Annotated in this window: 16 protein-coding genes; all 16 read right to left on the bottom strand. The window is 69.1% G+C overall.

The window, feature by feature from the left end; translation table 11 throughout:
* Positions 1 to 78: 78 nt before the first annotated feature.
* From DTQ71_RS05495 to DTQ71_RS05420, 16 genes are read right to left on the bottom strand one after another with little or no spacing between them, the layout of a single operon-like run.
* The gene (locus DTQ71_RS05495) at positions 79 to 996 is read right to left on the bottom strand and encodes a LysR family transcriptional regulator (RefSeq protein ID WP_109563284.1); all 918 of its coding nucleotides are present in this window, start codon (positions 994 to 996) and stop codon (positions 79 to 81) included.
* A gap of 18 nt (positions 997 to 1,014) precedes the next feature.
* Positions 1,015 to 1,671 carry an aspartate/glutamate racemase family protein gene (locus DTQ71_RS05490; RefSeq protein ID WP_109563283.1) on the bottom strand — a complete coding sequence of 219 codons (657 nt, stop codon included), beginning with the start codon at positions 1,669 to 1,671 and terminating at the stop codon, positions 1,015 to 1,017.
* Positions 1,668 to 3,122, bottom strand: a complete 1,455-nt coding sequence (gene hydA / locus DTQ71_RS05485; RefSeq protein WP_109563282.1) for a dihydropyrimidinase — start codon at positions 3,120 to 3,122, stop codon at positions 1,668 to 1,670. Before hydA ends, DTQ71_RS05490 begins: the two co-directional genes overlap by 4 nt.
* Positions 3,123 to 3,132: 10 nt before the next feature.
* Positions 3,133 to 3,921, bottom strand: coding sequence for an SDR family oxidoreductase (locus tag DTQ71_RS05480; protein WP_109563281.1), 789 nt, complete (start codon positions 3,919 to 3,921; stop codon positions 3,133 to 3,135).
* The gene (locus DTQ71_RS05475) at positions 3,921 to 4,856 is read right to left on the bottom strand and encodes a dihydrodipicolinate synthase family protein (RefSeq protein WP_109563280.1); all 936 of its coding nucleotides are present in this window, start codon (positions 4,854 to 4,856) and stop codon (positions 3,921 to 3,923) included. The genes DTQ71_RS05480 and DTQ71_RS05475 overlap by 1 nt, the downstream gene beginning before the upstream one ends.
* Positions 4,857 to 4,866: 10 nt before the next feature.
* Positions 4,867 to 5,487 (bottom strand): flavin reductase family protein, encoded by a 621-nt coding sequence (locus DTQ71_RS05470; protein WP_245947267.1) that lies wholly within the window; start codon positions 5,485 to 5,487, stop codon positions 4,867 to 4,869.
* The gene (locus tag DTQ71_RS05465; RefSeq protein WP_109563279.1) at positions 5,484 to 6,410 is read right to left on the bottom strand and encodes an N-carbamoyl-D-amino-acid hydrolase; all 927 of its coding nucleotides are present in this window, start codon (positions 6,408 to 6,410) and stop codon (positions 5,484 to 5,486) included. Before DTQ71_RS05465 ends, DTQ71_RS05470 begins: the two co-directional genes overlap by 4 nt.
* A 13-nt stretch (positions 6,411 to 6,423) precedes the next feature.
* Entirely contained in the window at positions 6,424 to 7,089 is a 666-nt protein-coding gene (locus DTQ71_RS05460; RefSeq protein ID WP_109563278.1) for an amino acid ABC transporter permease, read from the bottom strand.
* Positions 7,090 to 7,092: 3 nt separating this feature from the next.
* Positions 7,093 to 7,767, bottom strand: a complete 675-nt coding sequence (locus tag DTQ71_RS05455) for an amino acid ABC transporter permease (protein WP_109563277.1) — start codon at positions 7,765 to 7,767, stop codon at positions 7,093 to 7,095.
* 10 nt (positions 7,768 to 7,777) lie between these two features.
* On the bottom strand, positions 7,778 to 8,530 hold the full coding sequence (locus DTQ71_RS05450; protein WP_109563276.1) for an amino acid ABC transporter ATP-binding protein: 753 nt from the start codon (positions 8,528 to 8,530) through the stop codon (positions 7,778 to 7,780).
* Between the two features lie 2 nt (positions 8,531 to 8,532).
* Positions 8,533 to 9,360 (bottom strand): transporter substrate-binding domain-containing protein, encoded by an 828-nt coding sequence (locus DTQ71_RS05445; RefSeq protein ID WP_109563275.1) that lies wholly within the window; start codon positions 9,358 to 9,360, stop codon positions 8,533 to 8,535.
* 53 nt (positions 9,361 to 9,413) lie between these two features.
* Positions 9,414 to 10,973, bottom strand: coding sequence for an acetolactate synthase large subunit (locus tag DTQ71_RS05440; RefSeq protein WP_245947266.1), 1,560 nt, complete (start codon positions 10,971 to 10,973; stop codon positions 9,414 to 9,416).
* The gene (locus DTQ71_RS05435; protein ID WP_109563274.1) at positions 10,970 to 12,031 is read right to left on the bottom strand and encodes an ABC transporter ATP-binding protein; all 1,062 of its coding nucleotides are present in this window, start codon (positions 12,029 to 12,031) and stop codon (positions 10,970 to 10,972) included. Before DTQ71_RS05435 ends, DTQ71_RS05440 begins: the two co-directional genes overlap by 4 nt.
* Positions 12,028 to 13,014, bottom strand: coding sequence for an ABC transporter ATP-binding protein (locus DTQ71_RS05430; protein WP_109563273.1), 987 nt, complete (start codon positions 13,012 to 13,014; stop codon positions 12,028 to 12,030). Before DTQ71_RS05430 ends, DTQ71_RS05435 begins: the two co-directional genes overlap by 4 nt.
* Positions 13,015 to 13,017: 3 nt before the next feature.
* Positions 13,018 to 14,454: an amidohydrolase family protein gene (locus DTQ71_RS05425; RefSeq protein ID WP_109563272.1), complete on the bottom strand. Its 1,437-nt coding sequence runs from the start codon at positions 14,452 to 14,454 to the stop codon at positions 13,018 to 13,020.
* A 56-nt stretch (positions 14,455 to 14,510) separates the two neighbouring features.
* Complete coding sequence (locus DTQ71_RS05420; protein ID WP_109563271.1) at positions 14,511 to 16,079, bottom strand: ABC transporter substrate-binding protein; 1,569 nt, start codon at positions 16,077 to 16,079, stop codon at positions 14,511 to 14,513.
* Positions 16,080 to 16,095: the final 16 nt, after the last annotated feature.

Below are 16,095 nucleotides of genomic sequence, written 5' to 3'. Positions count from 1 at the left end.
TCAGTGCCGATCCCGGTCAGGGCGCGTCCCGTGTCAGCGCCTCAGACGACCACCGAAGCGCCCGGATCGAATCAGATGTCAGCCGGTCGCCCCCGATTCGAGCGCGTCGCCGAAATGGGCCAGGAACTCGGTCGCGAGGCGCGACAACTGCCGGCCCTTCCGCGAGACCAGACAGGCCGGAATTGAGATGGCGGGATCGAAGGGCCGGCTGGCCAGCGTCATGTGCGGCAGGAAGGATGCCGTGTAGCGGTCCACAACGGTGACCCCCCGGCAGGCCTGGGTGAGCACCGCCGCCGTGTGGCAGTAACGGACCTCTACTTGAGGCCGATAGGGCGCGCGGGCCCGCTCGAACGCTGTCTGGACGACGAGACCCAGTCGCGAGGCGCGATCCAGACCGACCAAGCGATGCTCGGCTAGGTCGCCCGGCGTCACCACGCTGAGGCGCGCAAGCGGGTGATCCGCCGGCATCAGCGCCACCATCCGGTCGTTGCGCAGAACCTGGACGTCCAGTCCCGGATGCGCCTCCAGCCCGAGGCAAAGGCCGATATCGGCCGCGCCGACGGCCACGGCGTCGACCACGTTTTCCATCCGCCGCACGTCGTATTGGATCGTGACGCCCGGTCGCGCGGCCATGAAGGCCGACAGCGCCTGGGGCGCCACCGAATGCCCGAGCGGCGGGGTCGCCATGATGCGGATGATGCCCGCCGCGCCGCCGCGCAGATCGCGCACCCGCGCCTCGACCGAGCGAAGCTGATCGAAGAGCGGCGCGATCTCCTGGAACAGGATGCGCGCGTCGTCGGTGGGGATGAGCCGCTTCTTCTCCCGCTCGAACAGCGTGAAGCCGACCTGGCCTTCCAGCTGCTTGATCGCCACCGAGACGGAGGGTTGCGAGATGCCCAGCTCCTCCGCCGCCGCCACCGTGGTTTGGTGCAGCATCAGCGTCCCGAAGACTTCGAGGAGGCGAAGGGAGAGGTCGTTGCGGCGGTCGATTTTCATGCCGCGACGCTAGCCCGGCTAGAGACGCGCCGCCAGCACCGCTCCGAGAGCATCGGCGACCGCCGCCTGGGTCGGGTCGATCACCGGCAGGCCCAGCGCCGCCTCCAGCCGCGTGCGATGGGTGGCAAGCCCCGCGCAGCCCAGCACGAGCGCCTCGGCCCCGTCGCCGATCAGCGCGCCGCCGACCTCCAACAGCCGGTCGAACGTGCCCGCGCCGCGCGCGCTCTCGTCGACGCTCATGTTGAGCGCGCGCTCCCCGGCGATGCGGGCCGAGACGCCCATCCGCCGCATATAGAGGCGATGGCGCCGCTCCGACGCGTCGGAGATGGCGACGATCCCGATCCGGTCGGCGCGGGCCAGCGCGGCCAGCACGCCGCTCTCCTGGATGCCGAAGACGGGGACCGGGCTGATCGCGCGGCAAGCGTCGATGCCGGGGTCGGAGTAGCAGGCGATGACGAAAGCCGCGGCGTCGCTTCGCGCCTCCACCAGACGGGCGAGCGGCAGCACGACCTGGTCGGAATGCAGCTGGCTCTCGATGCCGAACGGCCCCTCGGTCAGCGTCACGCATTCGATGGCCGGGGCCCCCTCCAGGCGGAAGGGGGCCAGCGCCGCGTCCAGCCCGTCGGTGACCGCCTGGTTGGAGTTCGGATTGATGACGACGATGGAGCCGCTCACGGGGCGATCTCCGCGCCGAAATTCGTGGCCGGGTCCAGCTCGGGCGCGCGGTGGCCGGGATGGCCCGTCAGGTCGGGACGCGCGCGGTGGACATATTGCCCGTGGCCCGGCTCCGCCACCAGCTTGCCATCGGCGATGACGCGCTGGCCGCGCGAGAGCGTGACGACGGGCCAGCCCGTCACCTCCCAGCCCTCGAAGGCGGAATAGTCCATGTTGTCGTGCTGGTTCTCGGCGGAGACGATCCGGGTCTCCTCCGGGTCCCAGATCGCGATATCCGCGTCCATGCCCACGGCGATCGAGCCCTTCCTTTCCAGCCCGTAGAGCCGCGCCGCATTGGTCGCCGACAGCGCCGCGAATTGCTGGAGCGTGATCCGCCCCTTGTTCACCCCTTCCGAGAAGAGCAGCGGCAACCGGACCCCGATCCCGGGCATCCCATTGGCGATCTGCTTGAACGTCGCGTCCGGCCCGTTCGAGAGCTTGCCGGTCTCGTCATAGCGGTAGGGCGCGTGGTCCGAGGAGAACAGGCTGAACGTCCCCGCCTGGAGATGCCGCCAGAGCGCCTCCTGCGTGGCCACGTCGCGCAGCGGGGGCGAGCACATGAACTTGGCGCCCTCCATGCCGGGGCGGTCCAGGTCGTCGCGGGTCAGGAACAGGTATTGGGAGCAGGTCTCGCCGAAGATCTTTGCGCCCTCCAGCCGGGCTTGCGACACCAGCGCCGCGCCCTCGGGCGTCGACACATGGACGATCAGAAGCGGCGCATCCACCAGCTTGGCCAGCGAGATGGCGCGGTTCATCGCCTCGCTCTCGGCCAGGGCAGGGTGGCTCGGCGCGTGGTAGCGTGGCGCGGTATGGCCGCCCGCCATCAGCCGCTCGGTCATCCAGGCGATCATGCCGGAATTCTCGGCATGGACCATGGTCAGCGCGCCATGGGTCTTGGCGACGGTGAGGATGTCGAGGAACTGCTTGTCGTCGATCTTCATCAGATCGTAGGTCATGAAGACCTTGAACGATGTGACCCCCCGCTCGAAGGCCGCGGGAAGCTCTTCGGCCAGAACCTTCTCCGTCGGGTCGGCCACGATGAGATGATAGCCGTAATCGATGACCGATGCCCCCTGCGCGCGCGAGTCGTAGAGGTCCAGCGTCTCTGTCACCCCCATGCCGCGATGCTGCGCGGCAAAGGGGACGAAGCAGGAATTGCCCCCGAAGGCCGCGCTGATCGAGCCGGAGGTGTAATCGTCCGAGGTCATGCCACCCGTCGCCGACTCCTGGGCGATATGGCAATGCGCCTCGATGCCGCCGGGCAGGACCAGCTTGCCGGTCGCGTCGATCCGGTCGGCGCCCTCCAGCCCGAGGCCGAGCGCGGCGATGCGGCCTTCCGAGATGCCGATATCGGCACGGAACGTGTCGGCAGCCGTGACGACGGTGCCGCCGGTGATGACGAGATCGAACATGGGGCCTCCCTCAGACCGACTTGATGGCGCCGCCATCGCAGCGGATCAGCCCGCCGGTGACGTAGCTCGCGGGCGCGCTGCACAGGAAGGCGGCGACGGCGCCGAACTCCTCCGGGGCGCCGTAGCGACCGGCCGGGATCGTCGCGCGGGAGGCCGCGCGCGTTTCCTCCAGCGTCTTGCCGGTGCGCTTGGACGCCGCCTCGTCGAGCTGGTCGACGCGGGCGGTGTGAATGCGGCCGGGCAAAAGCATGTTCACCGTCACGCCATCGGCGGCGACATCGTTCGCCAGCGATTTCGACCAGCCCACCAGCGCGGAGCGCAGCGCGTTCGACAGGCCCAGATTGGGGATCGGCTGGATCACGCCCGAGGAGGCGATGGTCACGATCCGGCCCCAGCCGCGTTCGCGCATGGCGGGCAGCAGGCGGGCGGTGATCTCGGCCACGCGCATCACCATCACGTCGAATTGCGCCGCCATCACCGACAGATCCGCATCCGCCATGCGCCCCGGGGGCGGGCCGCCGGTGTTGTTCACCAGGATGTCGACGCCGCCCAGCACCTCCTCGGCGGTGGAGGCCAGCGTCTCGACGGTGGAGGCGTCGGTGAGGTCGGCCACCACGTAATCGGCCTTCCCCGGCCCCTTGGCGGTGAGGTCGGCGGCGGCCGCCTTGAGCGCGTCCTCCGAGCGCCCTGTCAGCAGGACATGCGCGCCCTCCGCCACCAGCGCGGTGGCGCAAGCCAGCCCCAGCCCGCGCGACGACGACATCACCAGCGCGCGCTTATCCTTCAGTCCCAGATCCATCAGCTCAGCTCCCCCAGACGTTTGTCGAGCCGCGCCATCAGGCGCGACAGTTCTTCGTGATCGCGGTCGGTCAGCGACGGGCCCGGGGCCCGCACCTTGGCCGAGGCCAGCACACCCCGGCGCCGCAGCACTTCTTTACGGATGGCGAGGCCCAGGCCCAACTGCTGTTCGTAGCGGACCATGGGCAGATAGGCGTCGAACAGATCCTCGGCCCCGTCCACATCGCCCGCCCGATGGCGGGCCACGACCTGCACCAGCATCTCCGGATAGGCGAAGCCGGTCATGGCGCCATCGGCCCCCCGCTGCATCTCCTGCGCCAGGAACAAGGCCGAGTTGCCGGTCAGGATCGACATGCGCGGCACGTCGCCCACCCCGGTCTCGGCGCGCACGCGGCTGAGCTTGGTCAGGCCGGGCCAATCCTCATGCTTGAGCATCACGATCTGCGGGTGCTTTACGGTCAGGTCGATGATCGTCTCGACCGAGACCTGCACCCCGGTCGTCTGCGGATAGTCCTGGAAGCAGATCGGGACATCGGGGCCCAGGGCGGCGCAGACCTGCGCGATATAGCCCTTCAGCTTCGGGTCGGTGAGCAGCCCGGGCTGGGGCGCGACCATCACGCCGCCCGCGCCCGCCTCCATCACCGCGCCCGTCAGTCGCGCCATGTTGTCCAAGCCGGCAGCCGAGACGCCCACGATCACCGGCACGCGTCCCGCAACCCGGTCCAGCACGTGGCGGGCGAAGGTCATCGACTCATCGGGGGCGAGCTTGGGCGCTTCGCCCATGATGCCCAGGATCGTCATCCCCGACACCCCGCATTCGAGGTAGAAATCGACCATGCGGTCGGCGCTTTCGAGATCGAGCGCTCCGTCGTCGGTAAAGGGCGTGGCGGCGATGATGAACACGCCGCTCGACTGTCTGTCTATCAGGGCCGCCATCGCGTCCTCCCTATTGGTTTGGGACCGGAGGGATGCGCGCGGGGGCGATCTCCTCCAGCCGGGCATATTTGTCGCCGAAGAGCCGGGCGACAGGATAGGCGCCCGCCCACTCCACGCGCCAGGTCTCAGGGTCGATCAAGCCGTCGCGGGCTGCAATCCCCAACACCTCGCCGACCAGCAGATCGCGCTCGGCCGAGAATTTCAGGGCCACCAGCCGCCGGCACTCCAGCGCGACGGGCGCGCGGGCGAGGCGCGGCGGCGCCACGCGCGACGAGGCGGCGAGCGGCAGGCCCAAGGCTTCGGGCTCGGACCGCTCGGTCGGGTAGGCGCTGGCCGTCGCGACCATCTCCTCCACGAGGTCGGGGGTCGCGATGTTGACCACGAATTCCCCATCTCGCGCGATATTGGCGGTGGTGTCCTTTGGGCTGCCATCGGTGCGATGCTCCAGCCCCAGCACCACCAGGGGCGGATCCTGTCCGAAGACGTTGAAGAAGGAATAGGGCGCGGCGTTGACCTGGCCCTGGGCGCCCCGCGTGGTGATCCAGGCCACCGGGCGCGGAATGACCAGCGCCGTCAGCAGCTTGTAGCGGATCGCGGGGTCCAGGTCGCCGAAGTCGACATGCACCGTCATTCCGGCGTCACCACGCCCGTCTGGGAGGTGATGCGGGAATAATGCTCGATCCGGCGATGGCGCGCGAAGTCGAAGATGGTGGTCTTGCCGAAATTGCACGCATCCATGTCGCAGGCATGGACAATCAGCTCATCCCCCTCGGTCTGCGCGCGGGCCACGACGAAGCCATCCGGGTCCACGATGATCGAGCCGCCCATCAGCGGATGCCCGTCCTCGTCGCCCGCCTTGGCCACGCCCACGACCCAGCAGGCATTCTGATAGGCGCCCGCCGTCATCGAGAGTTCCGAGTGGTAGAGCCGCTTCTCCAGCCCCTCGTCGCTCAGCTGGCTGTTCACCGAGGGCGTGTTGTAGCCCAGCGTGATCAGCTCCACCCCTTGCAGCCCCATCTCGCGATAGACTTCGGGCCAGCGGCGGTCGTTGCAGATGCACATGCCCATCCAGGCGTCCAGATTGCGCCAGACCGGAAAGCCCAGGTCGCCGGGCTCGAAATACTTCTTCTCCAGATGCTGGAAGGCGCGCTCGGTGTCGTATTCGGAATGGCCGGGCAGGTGAACCTTTCGGTATTTGCCGATGATCGCGCCCTGCTTGTCGGTCAGGATCGACGTGTTGAAATGCCGCCCCTCCGGCGTCTTCTCGGCATAGCCGAAGGTGATTGCCGTGCCGGTCTCGCGGGCGCGGTCGAAGAGCGGCTGGGTCGCCGCGTTGGGCATCTCGGTCTCGAACCAGGCGTCGATCTCGGCCTGATCCTCCATCCACCAGCGCGGGAAGAAGGTCGTCAGCGCCAGTTCGGGAAAGACGACTAGGTCGCATTTTTCGGCCACGGCCTGCTCCAGCAGGGCGAGCATTCGCTCCACCACCGCTGTGCGCGGCTCCGCCTTTTGGATCGGGCCCATCTGGGCCCCACCGATCACGATCTCGCGCATGGGGGATCCTCCTCTATCCGGCGATGCGCCGCTCGAAACGGCCGATCAGCCGTACCAGCGGCCACAGCAGCAGCAAGTAGAGCCCCGCCGCCAGGATGAGCGGCGAAGCGTTGTAGGTGACCGACCGGACGAGGTCGGCGGCGTGCAGCATTTCGCCCAGCGAGACGACCGACGCCAGGGACGTCAGCTTCACGATCTCGACCACGTTGGACAGCAGGTCGGGCAGGACGTTGCGGGTGGCCTGCGGCAGGCGCACCCAGATCAGGGTCTGGGCCGGGGTCAGACCGGTCGACAGGGCGGCCTCGGCCTGGCCCTTGGGGACCGATAGCAGGCCCGCCCGGAAGATCTCGGCGAAATAGGCGGAGTTGTTGAGGAAGAACGCGATCGTGACCGCCGCGAAGGGCGACAGCCGCAGCCCGGCAAAGGGCAGGCCCGCATAGATGAAGATCAACAGGACCAGCGGCGGCAGCGCGCGGAACAGGTCAACGAAGGCGATGGCGCTCCAACGCAAGGCGCGCGCCTGCGCGGTCGAGGCCAGGGCCGCCAGAAGCCCCCCGAGCGCCCCGAGCGGAATGACCACCGCGCAGATCAGCAGCGTCATGCCGAGGCCCTTGAGCAGCAGCGGCAGCGCCTGCGCCATCACGCCCCAGTTGAAGAATTGCTGGAGGATCGCGTCCATCGTCTACGCCCCCGGCCGCGCGAAACGCGCTTCGAGCCAGCGCGAGCCGATCACGAAGGGCAGGAACAGGATGACATAGGCGATGGCCGCCAGCGTCAGCGGGGAGGCATTGGCCGAGAAACTCTGCGCCGTGGAGGCATTCCCAAGGATGTCGGGCACGCCGATGACGAGGCCCAGCGCCGTCATCTTGGTGATGGCGATGGCGCGGTTGGTCAGCGGCGGGATCACCATCCGCACCGCCTGCGGCAGCACCACCCAGACCAGCGCCTGGGTGAAACCCAGCCCCGTCGAGCGGGCGGCTTCCCATTGACCTTGGGGCGTCGAGGTGATCCCGGCCCAGACGATTTCCTCGGCGAATGCGGCCAGGACGAGGGTGAGCACGAGATAGAGCACGACCGAAGCCGACAGGACGACGCCGACATTGGGCAGGCCGAAATAGGCCACCAGGATCACCACCAGCGGCGGCAGGGCGCGCAGGATGTCGGCATAGATCACGATCAGGAAGGAGATCGGGCGGATGCGGTAGGCGCGCAGGCAGGCGAGCAAGGTGCCCAGGCCGATGCCGCTCAGCACGATCAGGACCGAGAGCACCACCGTCACCAGGGCCCCGTCCAGGATCGAGGGGGCATAGCGCGCCAGGACCTCGGCGTTGAAGAAGGTATCGAGGAAGCGGTCCATCCGGGCAGCCTCAGGCGTGGAACCGGCGCAGGAAGGCGCGGGTCCGGTCATGGGTCGGGGCGCCGAGCACTTGGTCGGGCGGACCCTGTTCGACGATACGGCCTCCGTCCATGAAGATCACGCGGTCGGCGGCCTCGCGGGCGAAGCCCATCTCGTGGCTGACCACCAGCATGGTCATGCCCGCCGCCTTGACGTCGCGCATCACCGCCAGCACGTCGCCCACCAGCTCCGGGTCCAGCGCCGAGGTCGGCTCGTCGAAGAGCATCACCGTCGGTTTCAGCGCCAGCGCGCGGGCGATGGCCACGCGCTGCTGCTGCCCGCCCGACAGCTGGCCGGGATGGTGGCGCGCCCGGTCCGACAGTCCGACCTTGTCCAGCGCCTCGGCGGCGATGGCCTCGGCCTCGGCACGCGACTTCTTCTGGACGCGGCGCAGCGCCAGCGTGACGTTCCCCATCGCCGTCAGATGCGGGTAGAGGTTGAACGACTGGAACACCATGCCGACCCGCTGGCGCATGGCGTTGAGGTTCACGCCGGGGCCGGTCAGCCGGTCGCCCTCGATGAAGATCTCGCCGGAGGTCGGCTCCTCCAGGCGGTTGCAGCAGCGCAGCATGGTCGACTTGCCCGAGCCCGAGGGCCCGAGCACGAAGACCATCTCGCTGCGCGCCACGCTCAGATCGATCCCCCGAAGGACCGGCTCGGACCCGAAGGCCTTGTGCAATGCCCGGACCTCCAGGGTCGGTGTGGTTTCGGGGGATCGCGCCATGATCAGCAGCCGGGCTCGTGGTCGTCCTCGACGAAGCCCTCGAAGCCGGGCTGGCCCCAGCCGGGCAGGGGCGTGACCGCGGCCGAGCCTTCGGCCGGCGTCACCCCGAACCATTTCTCGCTGAGCATGGTCATGGTGCCATCGACCTTCAGGCACTCGATTACCGCCTCGACGGTGGCCCGCAGCTCCTCGTCGCCCTTCTGGAACGGCATCCCCCAGACGAGGCCGGTGGAATAGAGATAGGAGAGCTCGATCGCCGGGTTCTGCTTGGCGGCCCAGGCCGAGACCGTGTTGCCCGCCACGTTGGCGAAGGCCCGGCCCGAGACTACCGCCTGCACGGCGTCGGTGTTAGTGCCATAGCTCTCGACCGTCCAGCCGATCTCGTCGGCGAGGTCGCGCGCCCAGCTGTCATAGACCGAGCCTCGGTTCACCGCGATCGTCTGGCCCGCGAAGCCCTCCAGCGTCTCGACGGGATCGGTGCCCGCGGCGACGACGAACTGGAAGTCGGTGTTGAGATAGCCCTCGGAGAAGAGCACGTTCCCGGCCCGCTCCTCGGTGATGGTGGTCGGCGCCACGACGAAATCGTAGGTGCCCGCCGCGAGGCCCGGCAGGATGCCGGAGAACTGGGTGGCGACGATGTCCATCTCGACGCCCAGCCGTTCGCCGATGATGTTGGCGAGATCGACGTTGAAGCCCTCGACGCCTCCGGACATGGACGGCATCGCGTGGGGCGCGAAGGTGCCGTCGAGCGCGACGGTGTAGCTGTCCTGCGCCAGGGCGGGCGCGGCCAGGGTGCAGGCGGCGAGCGCGGCTGTCAGTCTGATCGTCATTGTCGGTCTCCTGTCGGTTGTCTGACCCTTTGGGTGGGGGAGGCGGCGTCGGGTCACATCGCAGCCTCGATCACGTAGGGGCCGGGCTCCGCCACGGCGGCGCGCAGGACGCGCATCAGCTCGGCCACGTCCTCGACCCGCTGGCCGGGCACGCCCATGCCGCGGGCAAGCGACACGAAATCGAGCCCCGGCCGGTCCAGGTCCAGCATGTTCAAGGCCGACGGCCCCGGATTGGCGCCGACGGCGGCAAGCTCGGTCTTGAGGATCTCGTAGGTGCGGTTGGCGAAGACCACGGTGGTGACGTTGCAGCCCTCGCGCGCCTGGCTCCAGAGGCCCTGGATCGTGTACATCGCCGAGCCGTCCGCCTGGAGCGCCACCACCGGCCGGTCGGGGCAGGCGACCGAGGCGCCGAGCGCCATCGGGATGCCGTCGCCGATCGCGCCGCCGGTCAGCCCGATCCAGGAATGCGGCGCCGCGCCCAGGGTGGCGCCCCAGATGTCGCGGCCGCCGGAGATGCTCTCATCGACCACGATGGCGCCCTCCGGCAGGGCATTGGCGATGGCGGCGGCGATGGCGGGGGCGGTGATGGGGCCGGCCTGCGGCGCGGGTGGCAGGGGCGTGTCCTGCACGAGCGGCGCGGCACCCAGCCGGTCCGCCAAGGCCGCCACGGCGGCAGGACCGTCGCCGTCGCGGCCCGTCAGCGTGTGGACCTCGCAGCCCTCCGGGAGCAGCAGGCTGGGTCGCCCGGGATAGGCGAAGAAGGCCACGGGCGGGACGGCCTCAATCAGGATGGCGCGGCGGAACGGGGCCAGCGCCTCCAGCGCCATGTTGATCGGGTAGGGCACGCGCTGGATCGGCGCCCGGCCCGCGCCCCGGTCAAACCGGCGGTTAGACGTGGGCGCGCGCAGCGTGGCGCCGGTGGCCGCGGCGATGCCCTGGAGCTGGGCAACGGCCTCTGGCGTCTCCAGCACGGTGCCGGAGGCGAGGATCACGCAATCGGGGCCGAGCATCCCGGCGGCCCGGGCGACGGCGCCCTCCTCCAGCGGCGCATAGACCGGGGCAGGGGGCGGGGCGGCGAGCCGTCCGCCCGGATCCCAGCCGATATCGGCGGGGGCGATCAGGGTGGCGACCTTGTTGGGCCGGGACATGGCCGCACCCAGCGCGTCCATCGCGTCGGCGGCGAAGCTGCCCGCGTCCTGCGCCGTGCGAACCCAGTCCGAGAAGGGCGCCGCCGCGCCCTCGACATCCGCCGTCAGTGGCGCGTCATAGCCGCGGTGGCGGATGGCGTGGTCGCCCACCAGGTTCACCATCGGCGCCCGCGCCTTGCGGGCGTTGTGCATATTAGCCCCCGCATTCGCGAGACCAGGCGCGAGATGCAGCAGAGTGACAGCGGGTTTGCGGGCCATGCGCGCATAGCCGTCGGCCGCGCCCGTGGTCACGCCCTCGAACAGGCCCAGCACGCAGCGCATCAGGCCGGTGCGGTCGAGCGCATCGACGAACTGCATCTCGGAGGTGCCCGGGTTGGCGAAGCACACATCGACGCCCGCCCCATGCAGGCTGCGCACGACGCTCTCGGCGCCGTTCATCTGGGTCGGGGCGTCCTTGGGGCTCATGCGGTCTCCTTGGCTCTGGCGGCGTCGAGGATGGCGAGGCGGCGGCGCAGCGCCTCGGAGGGCGCGGCCTCGGGGCGGCTGTCCCCCGCCTCGGAGGTTTCGGCGAAATGGCAGGCGACCCGGCTGGTGCCGACCTGGCGCAGCGCGGGCCGCTCCGTGCGGCAGCGATCCTGAGCCAGCGGGCAGCGCGGGTGGAAGGCGCAGCCGGACGGCGGGTTCAGCGCCGAGGGCAGATCGCCTTCGACCGGCGCGCTGACATTGCGCTGGGTCGGATCGGGGCGCGGCGCGGCGGCGATCAGCGATCGGGTGTAGGGATGGCGCGGATGGGCGAAGAGCGCGTCGGCCCGCGCCTCCTCGACGATGCGGCCGAGATAGACGACCGCCACCCGGTCGGCCATGTGGCGCACCACGGCGAGGTCGTGGCTGATGAACACGTAGCCGATCCCGAACTCCGCCTGCAAATCCTTGAGTAGGTTCACGATCTGCGCCTGCACCGAGACGTCGAGCGCCGAGACCGGCTCGTCGCAGACGATCAGCCGGGGCCTCGTGGCGAGCGCGCGGGCGATGCCGACGCGCTGCCGCTGCCCGCCCGAGAATTCGTGCGGGAAGCGGCCCGCGTGCCAGGGCTGCAGCCCGCAGGTGCTGAGCAGCGCGCCCACCTTGTCCTGCACGTCGCCCGGCGTGGCCAATTCGTGCAGCAGGAGCGGCTCCGCCAGGGTTTCCGCCACGGTCATGCGAGGGTTCAACGATCCGAACGGGTCCTGGAAGATGATCTGCATCTTGCGCCGCATCGCCCGCATCGCGTCGGGCGCGAGGTCCGTGACCGTGGTCCCGTCCAGCGTCACGCGCCCCGCCGTGGGCTCCAGCAGGCGCAGCAGCGCGCGGCCGATGGTGGACTTGCCGCAGCCCGACTCGCCCACCACGGCGAGCGTCTCGCCCTCGCCGACGGTGAAGCTCACGTCGTTGACCGCCTGAACCGTGCCCGCGACCCGGCGCAGGACGCCGCGGCGGATGGGGAAGTGCTTGGTCAGCCCCTCGACCTGCAGCATCGCGCTCATGCCGCGGCCTCGATCGGCGCGTGCCAGCAGGCCACGCCGTGGCCGGGCGAGAGGTCGCGCAGCGGCGGATCCTGGGTGCGGCATTTCTCGCTGGCCAGCGGGCAGCGGGAGGCGAAGCGGCATCCGGTGATCTTGGACCAGGGCGGCGGAACGCTGCCTGGGATCGTGGTCAGGCGGTCCACGGCCGTGTCGATGCGCGGGACCGCGGCCATCAGACCGACCGTGTAGGGGTGCTGCGGATCGGCGAAGAGGGCGGCTGTCGGGGCCTTTTCCACCACCCGGCCCGCATACATCACGACCACGTCATCGCAGGTCTGCGCCACCACGCCCAGATCATGGGTGACCAGCATCACGGCGGCCCCGGTGCGTCCGCGAAGGTCGCCCATCAGGTCGAGAATCTGCGCCTGGATGGTCACGTCGAGCGCCGTGGTTGGCTCATCCGCGATCAGCAGGTCGGGCTCGTTGGCCAGGGCCAGGGCGATCATCACCCGCTGCCGCTGCCCGCCGGAGAGCTGATGCGGATAGTCGTCCGCGCGCTGCCGGGGCGAGGGCAGGCCGACGAGGTCCAGCATTTCGATCGCGCGCTCCCGCGCGGCCTTGGGCGAGAGGTTGGAATGGACCGAAAGGCTCTCCTCTATCTGCGCGCCGCAGGTATAGACCGGGTTCAGCGAGGTCATCGGCTCCTGGAAGATCATGCCGATGCGGCCGCCGCGCAGGGCGCGCATCTCCGCCTCGGGCAGGGTCAGCAGGTCGCGCCCGTCGAAGCGGATCGCGCCGCCGGCGTAAACGCCCGGCGGCTGCGGCACGAGACGCATGATCGACAGCGAGGTCACCGACTTGCCGCAGCCCGACTCGCCCACCACGCCCAGGGTGCGGCCCCGCGCGAGGCTCAGCGACACGCCCTGCACCGCGCGCTGCACGGTGCCGCCGACATGGAACTCGACGGCCAGATCCTCGACGTCCAGGAGGGGTGCGTCGGTCACGGCTCAGCCCTTCTTCGCGTAGGTGTAAGGGGAGGCCTCGTCATGCCGCCGGTCGGCATAGTCGAGCCCTTGGAACGCGGCCTCGGCGCGGCGCTGCGCGGCCTCCAGCCGCTCCAGCGCGGAGGCGAGGTCGATCTGCGGCGTCTCGCCGTCCTGCACGACATGGGCACCATCGACGAAGACGTCGCGCACCGCCCGCTCGGCGGCCACGTAGATCAGCGAGCGCAGTGGGTCGCGGACCGGCATCATCTGCGGATCCTTCAGGTCGGCCAGGAACAGGTCGGCCTTGGCCCCCACCGCCAGCCGCCCGATATCGTCCCGCCCCAGGATCTTCGCGCCGCCCAGCGTGGCCGCGTCGAAGATGTCCGAGGTGCGGATGTCGTAGGGGTTCCTGGAGATGACCCGGCTGAGATAGAGCGCGGTCCGAAGCTCCTCCAGCATGTTGTGCGGGTAGGTGTCGGTGCCGATGCCGACCGGGATGCCGCCGCGGATGTAGCGGCCCACCGTGTTCATCGTTATCCCGCGCCGCTGGAACACGGTCGGGCAGTGGGCGACCGCCGCGCCGGAGCGTTGTAGCAGGCCGAAATCGTCCGCCTCGGGCCAGAAGACATGGCCGTAATCGTTGAGGAAGATGCCGTGGCCGATGATCGCGCCGGGCTTCAGCACGCCAAGGCTGTCGAGCCATTCCAGCGGGGTGACGCCGTGGCGGCGGGTAATCTCGTTGAACTCCACCACGGATTGCGCGGCGTGGATCTGGAAGGGCAGGCCCTTTTCCTGCGCGAGCGCGAAGCTGTCGCGGATCAGGTCGGGCGTGCAGGTGTCGATCTGGCTGGGGGAGATCATGCCCGACAGGCGGCCAGAGGGGTGCGCGATGGCGGCTTCGACGGTGGCCACGGCCTGCTCCATCGCGGCGCGGCCCCCGTCCTCGGACCAGTCGTATTCGACGAAGCGGCCGGTCTTGGTGCCCCAGGAGGCGGAGCGATACATCGGGCTGACGATGCCGCGCAGGCCCGAATTGGCGAAGGCGTCGATCCAGCCGTCCCAGGCGACCGAGAGGTCGACCAGCGTGGTGACGCCGGATTTCAGAAGCTCGGAATAGGTGACGTTGACGCAGGCCTCGCGGCCTTCGTCGTCGCAGCGGAAGAGGGGCATGAACTCATAGAGCGAGGACATGCCCAGGCGCTTGGAGCCCAACTCGTCCAGGAAGCCCTTGTTCATGGCCTCGGACGAGGGGTGCGAATGGATGTTGACGAGGCCCGGAGAGACGAGCCGGTCCCGCCCGTCGATCTCGGTCGCGGCCTCGCCCGCATAGGTGCCGCCGACCTGGAGGATGCCGGTCTCGTCGAAGGCGACATCGCCGTCTTTCAGGTAGGTGTGGCAGTCGCCCTCGGCGTCGTATGCGACGATCCAGGCGGCGTTTCGGATGACGGTGGCGGGCATGGTGGCGGCTCTCGAATTTTGAGGTAGGGCGGGGATATCCCCGCCCTACGAGGGGATTACTCGGCGAACTTGAGGTCGAGGCCCTTGTAGAGCCCGGCGCCGTAGATGTTGTGTGGCACGACCGGCTCCAGCTTGGAGGACTGCGCGATCACCATCGGCTCGTGATAGAGCGGCAGCCAGACGGCGGCCTCGTGCACCATCTGCAAGACCTCGCCATAGGCCGCGGCCCGGTCCGCATCGGAGGTCGCCGTGGCGCCCGCCAGAAGCAGTTGGTCCGTCTTCGGATCGTCCCAGTTCATGCGGTTGGGCGAGGGCATGTTCTGCGACCGGAAATAGAGGTTCAGCGCATCGCCCGAGGACACGTAGGGGAAGGACATGCCGAACATGTCGAACTCCTGCGTGGCGAGCTTGCCCCAGGCCACTGTGGCGTCGAAGGCCTGGATCTGCATGTCTACGCCGATCTCGCGCAGATAGGCCTGCACCGCCTCGGAGATCTTGGACCAGGTGGAGCCGGCGAAGACGTAAGCGGTCGGCGCCAGCCGCACGCCGTCCTTCGACCGGATGCCGTCATCGCCGCGCACCCAGCCGGCCTCGTCGAGGATCGCGTTGGCCCGCTCCGGGTCGTATTTCAGCAGGATGTCGTCGACGTCGCTGTTCCAGTCCAGCGCCTCCTGGCTGACATAGGAATAGGCGGGCTGCACGGCGCCGAAGAACAGATCCTCGGCCATCGCCTCCTGGTTGACGGCGAGGTTGATCGCCTCGCGCACGGCCTGGTCGCTGACCGTCTCCTTGTCGATCTTGAAGCCCATGAAATAGGTCCAGAAGGCGAGGTCGGACTGCACCACATCGACGGTCGGCGCGCCGCGCAGCTGCTCCAGCGCGATATCGGGGATGTATTGGGTCACGTCGCTCTGACCGGTCAGCATGGCGACGGTGCGCGTGTTCTCCTCGGGCACGATCTGCCAGGTGATCTGCGCCATCGAGGCGGGGCCGGTATTGGAATGGAACGGCGCGCCCCAAGTATAGGCCTCATGCCGGGTGATCACCATCTTGTCGCGCGGCGTCCACTCGGCCCAGCAGAACGGGCCCGTGCCGTTGAAGCCGGTGATGCCGAAATCCTCGCCCAGCGCCTCGACATTGGCCTGGTCGATGATCGTCCCGAAGCTTTGGGTGAGCTGGTAGAGCAGTTCCGAGAAAGGCGCCTTGAGCTTGTACTCGACGGTGTAGTCGTCGAGCGCGGTGACGCTCTCGACCTCGCCCGCGCGCCAGGCGACCGGAGAGTTGGTGTCGGGGTCGATCCAGCGGTTGATCGAATAGACGACATCGGCGGCGGTCAGGGGCTTGCCGTCGCAGAACTGCACGTCTTCGCGCAGCTTGAAGGTGTAGGTGGTGGCGTCCTCGCTGATCTCCCAGCTCTCAGCCACGCCAGACTGGATGGTCTGCATGTCGGGGGCGAGCGACACCAGCGTGTCCCCCATCATGAACAGCACCTCGGAGGCCGCGCGCGAGGTCGTCTTGTGCGGGTCGTAATTGTTGCTGTCGACCTCGCGGACGATGGTGATCTCTTGGGCCGCGACGCTTCCGGCCATGAGCAGGACCGCCGTTGTCGTCATCAATTTATTCATGGTCTTGGTCTTCCCT

The organism is Jannaschia seohaensis (assembly GCF_900116765.1).
Lineage (GTDB): Bacteria > Pseudomonadota > Alphaproteobacteria > Rhodobacterales > Rhodobacteraceae > Jannaschia > Jannaschia seohaensis.
The sequence above is the reverse complement of the archived record's forward strand: the minus strand, read 5'-3'. Positions and strand labels throughout refer to the sequence as shown.

Excerpts from the sequence above, each read along its gene's own strand:
- DTQ71_RS05440 (WP_245947266.1), bottom strand. The coding sequence starts at position 10,973 with ATGAGCCCCAAGGACGCCCCGACCCAGATGAACGGCGCCGAGAGCGTC.
- hydA (WP_109563282.1), bottom strand. The coding sequence starts at position 3,122 with ATGTTCGATCTCGTCATCACCGGCGGCACCGTCGTCACGGCTGCCGAC.
- DTQ71_RS05420 (WP_109563271.1), bottom strand. The coding sequence starts at position 16,079 with ATGAATAAATTGATGACGACAACGGCGGTCCTGCTCATGGCCGGAAGC.
- DTQ71_RS05460 (WP_109563278.1), bottom strand. The coding sequence starts at position 7,089 with ATGGACGCGATCCTCCAGCAATTCTTCAACTGGGGCGTGATGGCGCAG.
- DTQ71_RS05425 (WP_109563272.1), bottom strand. The coding sequence starts at position 14,454 with ATGCCCGCCACCGTCATCCGAAACGCCGCCTGGATCGTCGCATACGAC.
- DTQ71_RS05495 (WP_109563284.1), bottom strand. The coding sequence starts at position 996 with ATGAAAATCGACCGCCGCAACGACCTCTCCCTTCGCCTCCTCGAAGTC.
- DTQ71_RS05450 (WP_109563276.1), bottom strand. The coding sequence starts at position 8,530 with ATGGCGCGATCCCCCGAAACCACACCGACCCTGGAGGTCCGGGCATTG.
- DTQ71_RS05465 (WP_109563279.1), bottom strand. The coding sequence starts at position 6,410 with ATGCGCGAGATCGTGATCGGTGGGGCCCAGATGGGCCCGATCCAAAAG.
- DTQ71_RS05445 (WP_109563275.1), bottom strand. The coding sequence starts at position 9,360 with ATGACGATCAGACTGACAGCCGCGCTCGCCGCCTGCACCCTGGCCGCG.
- DTQ71_RS05455 (WP_109563277.1), bottom strand. The coding sequence starts at position 7,767 with ATGGACCGCTTCCTCGATACCTTCTTCAACGCCGAGGTCCTGGCGCGC.
- DTQ71_RS05435 (WP_109563274.1), bottom strand. The coding sequence starts at position 12,031 with ATGAGCGCGATGCTGCAGGTCGAGGGGCTGACCAAGCACTTCCCCATC.
- DTQ71_RS05470 (WP_245947267.1), bottom strand. The coding sequence starts at position 5,487 with ATGACGGTGCATGTCGACTTCGGCGACCTGGACCCCGCGATCCGCTAC.
- DTQ71_RS05480 (WP_109563281.1), bottom strand. The coding sequence starts at position 3,921 with ATGGATCTGGGACTGAAGGATAAGCGCGCGCTGGTGATGTCGTCGTCG.
- DTQ71_RS05475 (WP_109563280.1), bottom strand. The coding sequence starts at position 4,856 with ATGGCGGCCCTGATAGACAGACAGTCGAGCGGCGTGTTCATCATCGCC.